This is a genomic window from Streptomyces sp. S3(2020), assembly GCF_013044505.1.
Taxonomy (GTDB): domain Bacteria; phylum Actinomycetota; class Actinomycetes; order Streptomycetales; family Streptomycetaceae; genus Streptomyces.
The window spans coordinates 34,510-47,289 of the sequence record NZ_JABERD010000064.1 but is presented as its reverse complement, the minus strand read 5'-3'; the positions used below and the strand labels follow the sequence as shown (position 1 = coordinate 47,289).

The 12,780-nt window shown below is 67.1% G+C and carries 13 protein-coding genes; 11 read left to right on the top strand and 2 right to left on the bottom strand.

The window, feature by feature from the left end; genetic code table 11:
* Nucleotides 1-408 (top strand): hypothetical protein (locus HLK59_RS21605; RefSeq protein ID WP_171143137.1); only part of this gene is annotated, 408 nt, incomplete at its 5' end.
* 23 nt (nucleotides 409-431) lie between these two features.
* Here HLK59_RS21605 and HLK59_RS21600 read toward each other — a convergent pair.
* Nucleotides 432-737: a ferredoxin gene (locus HLK59_RS21600; RefSeq protein WP_171143136.1), complete on the bottom strand. Its 306-nt coding sequence runs from the start codon at nucleotides 735-737 to the stop codon at nucleotides 432-434.
* Between the two features lie 434 nt (nucleotides 738-1,171).
* Between HLK59_RS21600 and arc the strand changes: the two genes are divergently transcribed.
* The 6 genes from arc (at nucleotide 1,172) to prcA (ending at nucleotide 7,326) form a co-directional block, all read left to right on the top strand.
* Entirely contained in the window at nucleotides 1,172-2,938 is a 1,767-nt protein-coding gene (gene arc / locus HLK59_RS21595; RefSeq protein WP_171143135.1) for a proteasome ATPase, read from the top strand.
* Between the two features lie 245 nt (nucleotides 2,939-3,183).
* Nucleotides 3,184-4,695, top strand: a complete 1,512-nt coding sequence (gene dop, locus HLK59_RS21590) for a depupylase/deamidase Dop (protein WP_346779788.1) — start codon at nucleotides 3,184-3,186, stop codon at nucleotides 4,693-4,695.
* A gap of 189 nt (nucleotides 4,696-4,884) precedes the next feature.
* Entirely contained in the window at nucleotides 4,885-5,103 is a 219-nt protein-coding gene (locus HLK59_RS21585) for a ubiquitin-like protein Pup (protein WP_206327399.1), read from the top strand.
* 24 nt (nucleotides 5,104-5,127) lie between these two features.
* Entirely contained in the window at nucleotides 5,128-5,730 is a 603-nt protein-coding gene (locus tag HLK59_RS21580; RefSeq protein WP_171143133.1) for an endonuclease VII domain-containing protein, read from the top strand.
* Nucleotides 5,682-6,527 (top strand): proteasome subunit beta, encoded by an 846-nt coding sequence (prcB, locus tag HLK59_RS21575; RefSeq protein ID WP_171143132.1) that lies wholly within the window; start codon nucleotides 5,682-5,684, stop codon nucleotides 6,525-6,527. Before HLK59_RS21580 ends, prcB begins: the two co-directional genes overlap by 49 nt.
* Nucleotides 6,528-6,588: 61 nt before the next feature.
* Nucleotides 6,589-7,326, top strand: a complete 738-nt coding sequence (gene prcA, locus HLK59_RS21570) for a proteasome subunit alpha (protein WP_171143131.1) — start codon at nucleotides 6,589-6,591, stop codon at nucleotides 7,324-7,326.
* Nucleotides 7,327-7,390: 64 nt separating this feature from the next.
* On the opposite strand, the gene HLK59_RS21565 is transcribed toward prcA, so the two are convergent.
* Nucleotides 7,391-8,410 carry a LacI family DNA-binding transcriptional regulator gene (locus tag HLK59_RS21565; RefSeq protein ID WP_171143130.1) on the bottom strand — a complete coding sequence of 340 codons (1,020 nt, stop codon included), beginning with the start codon at nucleotides 8,408-8,410 and terminating at the stop codon, nucleotides 7,391-7,393.
* A 121-nt stretch (nucleotides 8,411-8,531) separates the two neighbouring features.
* Between HLK59_RS21565 and HLK59_RS21560 the strand changes: the two genes are divergently transcribed.
* The 4 genes from HLK59_RS21560 (at nucleotide 8,532) to HLK59_RS21545 (ending at nucleotide 12,724) form a co-directional block, all read left to right on the top strand.
* A complete protein-coding gene (locus HLK59_RS21560; RefSeq protein WP_171143129.1) occupies nucleotides 8,532-9,791 on the top strand; it encodes an MFS transporter in 1,260 nt (419 codons plus the stop codon).
* Between the two features lie 9 nt (nucleotides 9,792-9,800).
* Nucleotides 9,801-11,162 carry a Pup--protein ligase gene (gene pafA / locus HLK59_RS21555; RefSeq protein WP_171143128.1) on the top strand — a complete coding sequence of 454 codons (1,362 nt, stop codon included), beginning with the start codon at nucleotides 9,801-9,803 and terminating at the stop codon, nucleotides 11,160-11,162.
* A gap of 128 nt (nucleotides 11,163-11,290) precedes the next feature.
* Nucleotides 11,291-12,292, top strand: a complete 1,002-nt coding sequence (locus tag HLK59_RS21550; RefSeq protein WP_171143127.1) for an FKBP-type peptidyl-prolyl cis-trans isomerase — start codon at nucleotides 11,291-11,293, stop codon at nucleotides 12,290-12,292.
* A gap of 60 nt (nucleotides 12,293-12,352) precedes the next feature.
* Nucleotides 12,353-12,724: an FKBP-type peptidyl-prolyl cis-trans isomerase gene (locus HLK59_RS21545; protein ID WP_171143126.1), complete on the top strand. Its 372-nt coding sequence runs from the start codon at nucleotides 12,353-12,355 to the stop codon at nucleotides 12,722-12,724.
* The last annotated feature ends 56 nt before the right edge of the window (nucleotides 12,725-12,780 follow it).

Here is a 12,780-nt window from a genome sequence, read left to right as displayed (position 1 = left end):
GTCACCGCCCCCGACCCCACCGACATCGACTTCCCCATCGAATGCGGCCCGGTCAAGGCACTGGTGGTGAAGAAAGCCTCCGGCGACCTCGACGGCGACGGCAGGCCCGAAACCGTCGCCGTCGTCCACTGCGACGCCCCCATGGGCACCCCGCCCGACGGCGTCTACGTCCTCACCCAGGCCGCCGACGCCAAGACCCCCCGCGTCGTGGCAACCCTCGTCGACCCCAAGGACCGCATCACCGTCAAGACCCTCACGGTCTCCGACGCGACGGTCGCCGCCGACATGGTCGGCTACTCCTCGGACTCCGTACCCAGCTGCTGCCCCGACGTGAACACGAGCGCCAAGTGGCAGTGGAAGGACGGCGCGTTCGTCCGGTCCACGCCCGCAGGCGCCCACAGCGTCTAGTACGCACGCAGGGCGCCGAAGACTCAGCCCGCGTCGGGCCCGAACACCTCGACCCGGTCCGACACCCGCCGCACATGGATGCACTCACCGGGACACTCCTTGGCGGAGTCCACCACATCCGTCAGCAACGGCAGCGGCACCGGCGTCGTCGCGCCCTTGTCCTGGAGCAGCTCGTCACCCGAGCCCCGCACATAGGCCAGCCCGTCGATGTCCAGCTCGAACACCTCCGGCGCGTACTGCACACAGATACCGTCGCCGGTACAGAGATCCTGATCGATCCAGACCTCCAGAGCCTCACCGTCGGCCACGGCTTCCTGCTGCACGCTCATGTCTCCTGCCCCATCGGGTGCTGAACTCCCTCGACCCTACCCCCGGCCAACCGCACCCGACGGCCCCGCGGAGGCTGCCGCACGCCGTGACACGCCCCGCCCGTCCGTACACGCTCCGTCAACGAACTCAAGGCGCGATCGAGCCGTACCGGAGCCCCGACGGAGCGGGCCACGGGCGCCCGAGCCGGTGTTCCACGGGCCCCCGACCGGCGGCGCTGTGGGCAACTCGGCCCCGCCGTGGAAGATTTCGAGCACTCCGACCTTGGAACAGTCCGCTTCTGAAGCACGTTCACTGGGTATCCACACGGCGTAGAGGGATGGCGCAGGGTGACCGACGACACACCTTGACACTCATAGTGATCTAGGGGTTTCAATCGACACCCACCCAGGTAGGGTCTGGAAGCGTCCAGCTCCCCTTGGAGGAGGTGAGGACCGTGGCAGCCCACGACGACGACATGAACCGCGGCATCCGCCCGGGACGAGGGTCCGACGACCCGGCCGGGCAGATTGCCTACCTTGAGCAGGAGATCGCCGTCCTGCGACGCAAGCTCGCCGACTCTCCGCGGCACACGAGGATTCTCGAAGAGCGGATCGTCGAACTGCAGACCAACCTGGCCGGCGTGTCCGCCCAGAACGAACGACTGGCCAACACACTCCGCGAAGCCCGCGACCAGATCGTGGCCCTCAAGGAGGAAGTCGACCGGCTCGCACAGCCACCGGCCGGCTTCGGAGTCTTCCTGCAGGCCAACGAGGACGGCACCGCCGACATCTTCACCGGAGGACGCAAACTCCGCGTGAACGTCAGCCCCAGCGTCGAGCTCGAAGAGCTCCGGCGCGGCCAGGAGCTGATGCTCAACGAAGCGCTCAACGTGGTCGAGGCCATGGAGTTCGAGAGCGTCGGTGACATCGTCACCCTCAAGGAGATCCTCGAGGACGGCGAACGCGCACTGGTGCAGGGCCACACCGACGAGGAGAGGGTGGTGCGGCTCGCCGAGCCGCTGCTGGACATCACCATCCGCCCCGGCGACGCCCTCCTGCTCGAACCCCGCTCCGGCTATGTCTACGAAGTCGTTCCCAAGAGCGAGGTCGAAGAACTCGTCCTCGAAGAAGTTCCCGACATCGGCTACGAGCAGATCGGCGGTCTGGGCGGCCAGATCGAGGCGATCCGCGACGCGGTCGAACTTCCCTACCTCTATCCCGACCTGTTCAAGGAGCACGAACTCAGGCCCCCCAAGGGCGTCCTGCTCTACGGACCCCCCGGATGCGGCAAGACGCTCATCGCCAAGGCCGTCGCCAACTCGCTGGCCAAGAAGGTCGCCGAAGTCACCGGCCAGGCCCAGGGCAAGAGCTTCTTCCTCAACATCAAGGGCCCCGAACTCCTCAACAAGTACGTCGGCGAGACCGAGCGGCAGATCCGCCTCGTCTTCCAGCGTGCACGCGAGAAGGCCTCCGAGGGCACACCCGTCATCGTCTTCTTCGACGAGATGGAATCCCTCTTCCGCACCCGCGGATCCGGCGTCAGCTCGGACGTGGAGAACACCATCGTCCCGCAGCTGCTCGCCGAGATCGACGGCGTGGAAGGCCTGCAGAACGTGGTCGTGATCGGCGCCTCCAACCGCGAGGACATGATCGACCCCGCCATCCTGCGCCCCGGCCGCCTGGACGTGAAGATCAAGATCGAGCGTCCCGACGCCGAGGCCGCCAAGGACATCTTCGGCAAGTACCTGACCGAACGCCTCCCCCTGCACTCCGACGACGTCGGCGAGCACGGCGGCAGCAAGACCACCACGGTCCAGAGCATGATCCAGACCGCGGTGGAACACATGTACGCCGAATCCGAGGAGAACCGCTTCCTGGAAGTCACCTACGCCAACGGCGACAAGGAAGTCCTCTACTTCAAGGACTTCAACTCCGGCGCCATGATCGAGAACATCGTGGGCCGCGCCAAGAAGATGGCGATCAAGGACTTCCTCGACCACCAGGCCAAGGGCCTCAGGGTCTCCCACCTCCTCCAGGCCTGCGTGGACGAGTTCAAGGAGAACGAGGACCTGCCCAACACCACCAACCCCGACGACTGGGCCCGGATCTCCGGAAAGAAGGGCGAACGGATCGTCTACATCCGTACCCTCATCACCGGAAAGCAGGGCGCCGACACCGGACGCTCCATCGACACGGTGGCCAACACCGGTCAGTACCTGTAAAAGCGGGGCGGCTGCGGGTGCCCTCACCGGGTACCCGCAGCCGACTGTTTTTCAGGCAACTAACCGGAACAAGAGGCGTGCAAGGCAATGACGCAAATGATCTCCCCACCAGCGCAAAGCCGTTCTAGGCTCTTCGGTACCGCCGAGTCGCGCAGTGCGGGGACGGGCACCGCACACGCACCGGAGCGCCAGCGGTACTTGAGCGCCGCCCCCGACCGAGGGCGCCGCCGGGCAAGGAGGGCCGCATGACTGTACGGCGAGTAATGGGCATCGAGACGGAGTACGGGATCTCCGTCCCCGGCCACCCCAACGCCAATGCCATGCTCACCTCGTCCCAGATCGTCAACGCCTACGCGGCGGCGATGCACCGGGCCCGACGAGCCCGCTGGGACTTCGAGGAGGAGAACCCGCTGCGGGACGCGCGGGGCTTCGACCTCGCCCGCGAATCCGCCGACTCCAGCCAGCTCACCGACGAGGACATCGGCCTCGCCAACGTCATCCTCACCAACGGCGCACGCCTCTACGTCGACCACGCACACCCCGAATACAGCGCCCCCGAGGTCACCAACCCACGCGACGCCGTCCTCTGGGACAAGGCCGGCGAGCGCATCATGGCCGAAGCCGCCGAACGCGCCGCCCAGCTCCCCGGCGCCCAGCCGATCCACCTCTACAAGAACAACACCGACAACAAGGGCGCCTCCTACGGCACGCACGAGAACTACCTGATGAAGCGGGAGACCCCCTTCTCGGACATCGTGCGCCACCTCACCCCCTTCTTCGTCTCCCGCCAGGTCTTCGCCGGAGCGGGCCGCGTCGGCATCGGCCAGGACGGCCACGAACACGGCTTCCAGATCAGCCAGCGCGCCGACTACTTCGAGGTCGAGGTCGGCCTGGAGACCACCCTCAAGCGCCCGATCATCAACACCCGCGACGAGCCGCACGCGGACGCCGAGAAGTACCGCCGCCTCCATGTGATCATCGGCGACGCGAACCTCTCGGAGATCTCGACATACCTGAAGCTCGGCACGACCGCCCTGGTCCTGTCGATGATCGAGGACGGCTTCATCGCCGTCGACCTGGCCGTGGACCAGCCCGTCCGCACCCTCCACCAGGTCTCCCACGACCCCACGCTTCAGCGCCTGGTCACCCTCCGCAGCGGCCGGACACTCACCGCGGTCCAGCTGCAGATGGAGTACTTCGAGCTGTCCCGCAAATACGTCGAGGAGCGCTTCGGCTCCGACGCCGACGAACAGACCAAGGACGTCCTCGCCCGCTGGGAGGACACTCTCAACCGGCTCGAGAACGACCCCATGAGCCTCGCCGGCGAACTGGACTGGGTCGCCAAGCGCGAGCTCATGGAGGGCTACCGGCGCCGCGACGGCCTCGACTGGGACGCGGCCAAGCTCCACCTCCTCGACCTCCAGTACGCCGACGTACGGGCCGAGAAGGGCCTCTACAACCGTCTCGCCGCCCGCGGCCGCATCAAGCGCCTCCTGGACGAGTCCGACGTCGAGCGGGCCCGTACGAAGCCGCCGGAGGACACCCGGGCGTACTTCCGGGGCCGCTGCCTGGAGCAGTACGCCGACGACGTCGCCGCGGCCTCCTGGGACTCCGTGATCTTCGACCTCCCGGGCCGGGACTCGCTCCAGCGGGTCCCAACCCTCGAACCGCTTCGCGGAACGCGAAATCACGTCAAGGAGCTCCTGGACCGCTGTCGCACGGCGGAAGACCTGGTCAGGGTCCTGTCGGGCGGCTGACCCGGTACACGGACCATGTCGGCCGGACAGAGTGGAAATCCCACCGTCCGGGAATCATCGAGGTGGCCCCCGTACGTTGAGGAAACTGCGGGGCCGATGTCAGACCGGGCTTGTAGGGTCTGATCATCACCGATCGGCGGATAAGCCGACCTGGCGACCATGTCGGGCGAAACGAGCGGGGTGAGGGTTATGTCAACCAAGGACACCGGCGGCGGCCAGCAGAAGGCCACACGCTCCACCGAGGAAGTCGAAGAGGCGGCGCCGGAAGCGGCAGCCACCGAGGACCTCAAGGAGCGGCACGAGAAGCTCAGTGATGACGTGGACTCGGTTCTGGACGAAATCGATGATGTGCTCGAGGAGAACGCAGAGGACTTCGTTCGAAGTTTCGTTCAGAAGGGCGGCCAGTAGCCTTCGATTCGAAGGTTGCGGGGGATGGTCGTTTTGGAGATCGAAGACAGCGAGAAGCGCTGCTCGCGGTGCAAGCAACACAAGCCGCGAGCAGCGTTCGCGAGCAACAAGTCGATTCGGGACGGCCTGCAGTCGTACTGCCGGGAGTGCGCGGCTGCCTACCACCAGCAGCGCCAGGTAGCCAAAGGGCGCAATGTTCGGCCCAGGGTGGGCGTGCCCGAAGGGCACAAGTGCTGCCGTACCTGCGGCGAGATCAAACCGCACAGTGAGTGGACGCGGAACCGTAGCGCTTCGGACGGGCTGGCCACTCTCTGCAAGTCATGCAAGGCGATCAAGGGTCGCGCGGGCCACCTGAAGCGTCACTACGGCCTCACCGAAGCCGACCGTGACGAGATGGTCGCCTCTCAGATGGGGCTCTGCGTCATCTGCCTAAAGGCTCCAGCCGTACATGTGGATCATTGCCACAAGACGGGTAGGGTCCGTGGCGTACTGTGCTTCAACTGCAATTCGGCCATCGGCAAGTTGGGAGACGATCCCGACGCCGTCCGTCGGGCCGCCGCTTACCTGGAAGGAAACGCGTGGAAGCCAACACTCGTAGCACCGGGCGTCTACCAGCTGCCTTCCTGACGCCTGGGTCGTCCTCGTTCATGGACTTTCTGTCCGAGCACCAGCCGGAGATCCTGCCGGGCAACCGTCAACTGCCGCCGACGCAGGGTGTGATCGAGGCGCCGCACGGCACCACGATCGTCGGGGTGACGTTCCCGGGCGGGGTCGTCCTCGCCGGTGACCGGCGGGCCACGATGGGGAATGTCATCGCGCAGCGGGACATCGAGAAGGTGTTCCCGGCCGATGAGTACTCGGCGGTGGGTATCGCCGGTACCGCCGGTCTGGCCGTCGAGATGGTGAAGCTGTTCCAGCTGGAGCTGGAGCACTTCGAGAAGGTCGAGGGTGCGCAGCTGTCCCTGGAGGGCAAGGCGAACCGTCTGTCGACCATGATCCGTTCCAACCTCGGTATGGCCATGCAGGGTCTGGCCGTGGTCCCGCTGTTCGCGGGTTACGACGTGGACCGTGAGCGGGGTCGTATCTTCTCGTACGACGTCACCGGCGGCCGCTCCGAGGAGCACAACTACGCCGCCACCGGCTCCGGCTCGATCTTCGCGCGCGGTGCCATGAAGAAGCTCTTCCGTGCCGACCTGACGGAGGACCAGGCCACGATGCTCGTGGTGCAGGCTCTCTATGACGCGGCTGACGACGATTCGGCGACCGGTGGTCCCGATGTCGCCCGCCGGATCTATCCGATCGTCACCGTGATCACCGAGGACGGCTTCCGCCGGCTCACGGACGAGGAGTCCTCCGAGATCGCCCGCTCGATCCTGGAGCGGCGTCTGGAGCAGCCCGACGGTCCGCGGGCCGCGCTGCTGTAGCGGCGGATCCGGTTCTTTCAAGGTGATCGCAGTGACTTCGACAGAAAGGGACGGATAACCGGTGTCGACGCCGTTCTATGTCTCCCCCCAGCAGGCGATGGCCGACCGGGCGGAGTACGCCCGCAAGGGCATCGCCCGTGGCCGCAGCCTGGTCGTGCTGCAGTACGCCGACGGCATCGTGTTCGTCGGCGAGAACCCGTCCCGCGCGCTGCACAAGTTCAGTGAGATCTATGACCGGATCGGTTTCGCGGCCGCCGGTAAGTACAACGAGTACGAGAACCTGCGGATCGGTGGTGTCCGGTACGCCGACCTGCGTGGTTACACCTATGACCGTGACGACGTGACCGCCCGTGGTCTCGCCAACGTCTACGCCCAGACGCTGGGCACGATCTTCTCCAGTGCGGCCGAGAAGCCGTACGAGGTGGAGCTGGTCGTGGCCGAGGTGGGTGACACGCCTGAGGGTGATCAGATCTACCGGTTGCCGCATGACGGTTCGATCGTGGACGAGCACGGTTCGGTCGCGGTGGGTGGCAATGCCGAGCAGATCAGTGGTTATCTCGATCAGCGTCATCAGGACGGTATGAGTCTCGCCGAGGCTCTCAAGCTGGCTGTCCAGGCTCTGTCCCGGGACACCAATGGCACGGAGCGGGAGATTCCCGCCGAGCGTCTGGAGGTCGCGGTGCTGGACCGTACGCGTCCGCAGCAGCGTAAGTTCAAGCGCATTGTCGGTCGTCAGCTGGACCGGCTTCTCGAGGCCGGTGGCGCGGCCACCGAGGCGGAGAGCTCCGAGGAGGAGTAGTCCCGCGCCTCGTTTCGTCTCTTTGTGTGCCCCGGCCGATGTCCCGGCCGGGGCACAAGGGTGTTCAGGGGGCGGTGGGTGGCGCTGTGGAGCCTCGTACGACGAGTTCGACGGGGATGTCTCCGGCGTCGGGTGTGTGGCCTTCCAGGACGGCCAGCAGGGCGCGCATGCCGTGTTCGCCGAACAGTTCGGCGTCGAGTCGTACGGTGGTCAGTTCCGGGTCGAGGGCGGCGGCCAGGGCGATGTCGTCCACGCCGGTGACGGAGACGTCGTCGGGGACGCGCAGGCCTTTTCGGCGCAGGGCTTTGTAGGCGCCGGCGGCCAGTTTGTCGTCGTCGCAGACGACGGCGGTGGGGTGTGGGCCGGGTGTCCGGAGGGCTGTCTCGGTGGCTGCCAGGGCGCCTTCGATGGACATGGGGGTGGGTGCTGTGTGCAGTGAGGTGCCCGGTACCGCTGCGAGGCGTGCGGCGAGTTCACGCGCGCGTACGTCGAAGGTCCAGGAGGGGATGTCGGCGGCCAGGTGCAGGAAGCGTCGGTGTCCGAGGTTCAGCAGGTGGTCGGCGATCTGGCGGGTGCCGTCGGCGATGTCCAGGTTCACGGTCGCGGCGCCCAGGCTGCCGTGGGGGTCGCTGTCGAGCATGACGAGGGGGAGCTGGTCGCCGCCGCGGATGGCGGTGAGGGTGTCGGCGGCCATGGAGGAGGCGAGGACGCCGTCGAGGGCGGTCTGGGCGGAGGCGAAGGGGTCTCTGGCGGGGCCGACGCCTTCGGGGGAGGGGTACAGGACGACGCCGAAGCCGTGTTCGGCGGCGATGCGTGCGGCGCCGGTGTAGACGCCGGCGAAGAATTCCGTGGTGAGGGCGGGGACGACGAGCAGGACGGTGCGGGTGCGGCCGAGGCGGAGGTTGCGGGCGGCGAGGTTGGGGCGGTAGCCGAGTTCGCGGGCGGCCTGGCGGACGCGTTCGGCGGTGGCCTCGGAGACGCGGCCGCGCCATTTGTCGCCGAGTACCAGGGAGACGGCGGCCTGGGAGACGCCGACGGCCTGGGCGACGTCGCGGCTGGTGGGGCGTGCGCTGCCTCGTGCCACCGGCTGCCTGCTCTTTCATCTGGACTCGTCGTCAGCGCACATGGTACGTATGACGGAGGACGTTATACGTAAAACCTCATGCGTCACCGGCGTACGTCTCACGGCACGGGAAGGGCGGGACATGTCCGCGGGATACCTGGAGATCCTCAGGGCGAGGCACGCTGCGCGGTTGCTGGTCGGCACCCTCGTGGGCCGACTGCCGAACGCGACCGCCGCCATCGCGATCGTGCTGTTCGTGCGCGCCGAGGGCGGTTCGTACAGCCTCGCCGGAGCGCTCGCGGCGGTCTACGGTGTCGCCAACGCCGTCGGTCAGCCCGTGCTGGGCCGGCTGGTGGACCTGTACGGCCAGCCCCGCGTCCAGCTGCCCGCCGCGATCGTCTCGGCCCTCGGGATGGCCGCCTTCGCCTTCACCGGCCCCGACAGTCTCGCGGCCGCCTGTGTCGCCGTGGCCGTCGCGGGGCTCTTCACGCCGCCCCTGGAGGGCGGGCTGCGGGCGCTGTGGCCGAGCGTGCTGCGCAAGGAGGGGCAGGTGCACACGGCGTACGCGATGGACGCCGTGGCGCAGGAAGTCATGTTCACCGTGGGGCCGTTGCTGGTGACGGTGTGCACGTCGCTGTGGTCGGCCCGGGCCGCCCTGCTGGTCCTGAATGTCATCGGGGTGCTCGGCGCGCTCTCCGTGGTTCTCTCGCGCCCCTCGCGCGCGTGGCGTTCGGCGCCGCGCGAGGCGCACTGGCTCGGCGCGCTGCGCTCGCCCGGACTGCTGGCGCTGCTGGGCGCGTTCCTGTTCGTCGGTATCGCGCTGGGTTCCATCACGGTCGCCTCCGTGCCGTACGCCGACGACCACGGCGGGGACGCGGTGTACGGCTGGCTGATGGCGGCGATCGGTCTGGGTGCTCTCATCGGGGGCACGGTGTACGGCGCTCGGCGGTGGACCGGTGAGCCGGGGCGTCGACTGCAGGTGCTGGTGGCCCTGCTGGCGGTGTGTTATCTGCCGTTGCTGCTGATGCCCGGGGCGGTCGCCATGGTGCTGCTCACGGTGGTCGCCGGGGTGTTTCTGGCGCCTGCCATCGCCTGTGCCTTCGTGCTGGTCGACCAGCACGCGCCGCGGGGTACGGTCACCGAGGCTTTCTCCTGGCTTGTGACGACGTTCACCGTGGGTGCCTCGGTCGGAACGGGTGTCGCGGGGCCGGTCGTAGAGGCCGGAGGGGCCCTGTGGGGGTTTGCCGTGCCGGGTGTCGCGGGGGGTGTCTCCCTGCTGGTTCTGCTGGCCACCGGACGGGTCCTCGCAGCTCCCGGTGGGCGGGGGGTGGTTGCGGCTTCATCGGAAAATGATCCAAACCGTGCCGTCGAACCCCGTTTCAGCACAGGGGATCGGGCGTAATGTTCACTCATGGACCGCCGCATTTTCGGGCTGGAGAACGAGTACGGCGTCACGTGTACGTTCAGGGGACAGCGACGGCTGTCTCCCGACGAGGTGGCGCGGTACCTCTTCCGCCGTGTCGTGTCATGGGGCCGCAGCAGCAATGTCTTTCTGCGAAACGGCGCCCGCCTCTATCTCGATGTCGGGTCACATCCGGAATACGCGACTCCCGAATGTGACAACGTGACGGAACTGGTCACGCACGACAAAGCAGGCGAGCGCATTCTCGAAGGACTCCTGGTGGACGCCGAACGACGCCTGCACGAGGAAGGAATCGCGGGCGACGTCTACCTCTTCAAGAACAACACCGACTCGGCGGGCAACTCCTACGGGTGCCACGAGAACTATCTCGTCGCCCGCCACGGGGAGTTCTCCCGGCTCGCGGACATCCTCATTCCCTTCCTTGTCACCCGTCAGCTGCTCTGCGGCGCGGGCAAGGTTCTGCAGACCCCGCGTGGTGCCGTGTACTGCGTCAGCCAGCGGGCCGAGCACATCTGGGAGGGCGTCTCCTCGGCGACGACGCGTTCCCGGCCGATCATCAACACGCGCGACGAACCGCACGCCGACGCCGAGCGCTACCGCCGCCTGCACGTCATCGTGGGCGACTCGAACATGTCCGAGACGACCATGCTCCTCAAGGTCGGTGCGACCGACCTGGTGCTGCGCATGATCGAGGCGGGCACCGTGATGCGTGACCTGACCCTGGAGAACCCGATCCGGGCGATCCGTGAGGTCAGCCATGACATCACCGGCCGGCGCAAGGTGCGTCTGGCCAGTGGCCGGGAGGCCTCCGCGCTGGAGGTGCAGCGCGAGTACTACGAGAAGGCCGTGGACTTCGTGGAGCGCCGCGGTATCCGTACCGGAACGGTCGAGCAGGTCCTGGAGCTGTGGGGCCGGGTGCTGGACTCGATCGAGGCCGAGGACCTCGACCGGATCGGCACCGAGATCGACTGGGTCATGAAGTACCAGCTCATCGAGCGGTACCGGGCCAAGCACAACATGACCATGTCCCACCCGCGGGTCGCGCAGATAGACCTCGCGTATCACGACATTCACCGTCGTCGTGGTCTCTACTACCTTCTGGAGAGGAAGGGCCAAGCCGCCCGTATCTGCAACGACTTGAAGATCTTCGAGGGCAAGTCGGTGCCCCCGCAGACCACTCGGGCCCGTCTTCGCGGTGACTTCATCCGCCGGGCTCAGGAACAGCGTCGGGACTTCACCGTCGACTGGGTCCATCTCAAGCTCAACGACCAGGCTCAGCGCACGGTGTTGTGCAAGGACCCGTTCCGTTCCGTCGACGACCGGGTCGAGAAGCTGATCGCCGGTATGTGAGCAATGCGTTCCGGTTCGCCTTCCGGAACGCCACACGGGCGCCGTACGTTATCCGTACGGCGCCCTTCTCACGCCGTAGAGTTGCGCGCACGCCATCCACAAGATCGACCGATTACGAGGCTCTTACCGTGCGCCGACGCTCACTACTGATTGCCGTACCCGCAGGAATGGCCACGCTCGCCGCGTGCAATGACGACGGGGCGAGTTCGGCGGAGAGCAGCGACAGCGCGTCGCCCTCCGCCTCGGCCACGTCCGCCGCGCCGGCGCCGAAGATCGTGGACGGTCCGCTGCCGGCGATCACCGCGGGCGTGAAGTTCGGTGAGAAGCCCACCGTCGCCAAGGGCAGCGGTGACCCGTCCGACCAGCTCGCGGTGAAGACGGTCATCGCGGGCAACGGCAGGACGGCCGCCGAGGGCGACTTCCTGGTGGCGAACTACCTGGGTCAGATCTGGGACACGGCCAAGGTCTTCGACAACTCCTTCGACCGGGGTGCCGCGCTCGCCATCCAGCTGGCCCAGGCCAGCATCATCGACGGCTGGCGGTACGCGCTGGCGGGCAAGAAGGTCGGCAGCCGCGTCGAGTTCTCCGTCCCGCCCACCTGGGGCTACGGCAAGGAGGGCTATGCGGAGGGTGGCATCAAGGGCACCGACACGCTGGTGTTCGTGGTGGACATGAAGGGCGTGTACCCGGTCACGAGCTCCGCCAAGGGCACGAACGTGGCGCAGGACAATGTGGATCTGCCCAAGGTGGGGACGAACACCGACGGCAAGGCGCCCTCCATCGAGATCCCCAAGAAGGACGCGCCGACCAAGCTCGTGTCGAGTTACATCATCGAGGGTGACGGCGAGGAGGCGGCCGCCGACAGCAGCCTGCTCGTGCAGTACAAGGGTGTGCTGTGGGACTCCGGCAAGGAGTTCGACTCGACGTACGCCCGCAAGACCCTGACGTCGTTCTCGCTCGACGGGGTCGTCAAGGGCTGGAAGCAGGGTCTGACCGGCAAGAAGGTCGGCAGCCGGGTCCTCATCGTCATCCCGCCGGCCCTGGGCTACGGCGACAACCCGCCGAGCGGCAGCGGCATCGAGAAGGACTCGACGCTGGTCTTCACGGTCGACATCCTGGCGAAGCTCTGACCCCTTCGGGGTGTAAGACTGTGTGCGTTGCCTTTCCGCAGACAAGCAGGAGCTAGAGACGTGAGCATCGAGAAGCCCGAGATCGACTTCCCTGAGGGCGAAGCCCCGGCGGACCTCGAGATCAAGGACATCTGGGAGGGTGACGGCGAGGTCGCGCAGGCCGGTCAGAACGTGACCGTGCACTACGTGGGTGTCTCCTTCAGCACCGGCGAGGAGTTCGACGCCAGCTGGAACCGTGGTACGCCGTTCAAGTTCCCGCTCGGTGGCGGCCGTGTCATCAAGGGCTGGGACCTCGGCGTGCAGGGCATGAAGGTCGGCGGCCGTCGTCAGCTGACGATCCCCGCGCACCTCGCCTACGGCAACCAGAGCCCGACCCCGGCCATCAAGGCCGGCGAGACGCTGATCTTCGTCGTCGACCTGGTCGCCGTCTGATCGTCGTACGATCACTGTCGATCACCTGGGGTCCATGCCTGTCCGGGCATGGGCCC

What these genes read in the sequence shown, in the direction of transcription:
- HLK59_RS21600 (WP_171143136.1), bottom strand. Translation starts at nt 737, where the DNA reads ATGAGCGTGCAGCAGGAAGCCGTGGCCGACGGTGAGGCTCTGGAGGTC.
- dop (WP_346779788.1), top strand. Translation starts at nt 3,184, where the DNA reads ATGACTGTACGGCGAGTAATGGGCATCGAGACGGAGTACGGGATCTCC.
- HLK59_RS21585 (WP_206327399.1), top strand. Translation starts at nt 4,885, where the DNA reads ATGTCAACCAAGGACACCGGCGGCGGCCAGCAGAAGGCCACACGCTCC.
- HLK59_RS21580 (WP_171143133.1), top strand. Translation starts at nt 5,128, where the DNA reads ATGGTCGTTTTGGAGATCGAAGACAGCGAGAAGCGCTGCTCGCGGTGC.
- HLK59_RS21560 (WP_171143129.1), top strand. Translation starts at nt 8,532, where the DNA reads ATGTCCGCGGGATACCTGGAGATCCTCAGGGCGAGGCACGCTGCGCGG.
- pafA (WP_171143128.1), top strand. Translation starts at nt 9,801, where the DNA reads ATGGACCGCCGCATTTTCGGGCTGGAGAACGAGTACGGCGTCACGTGT.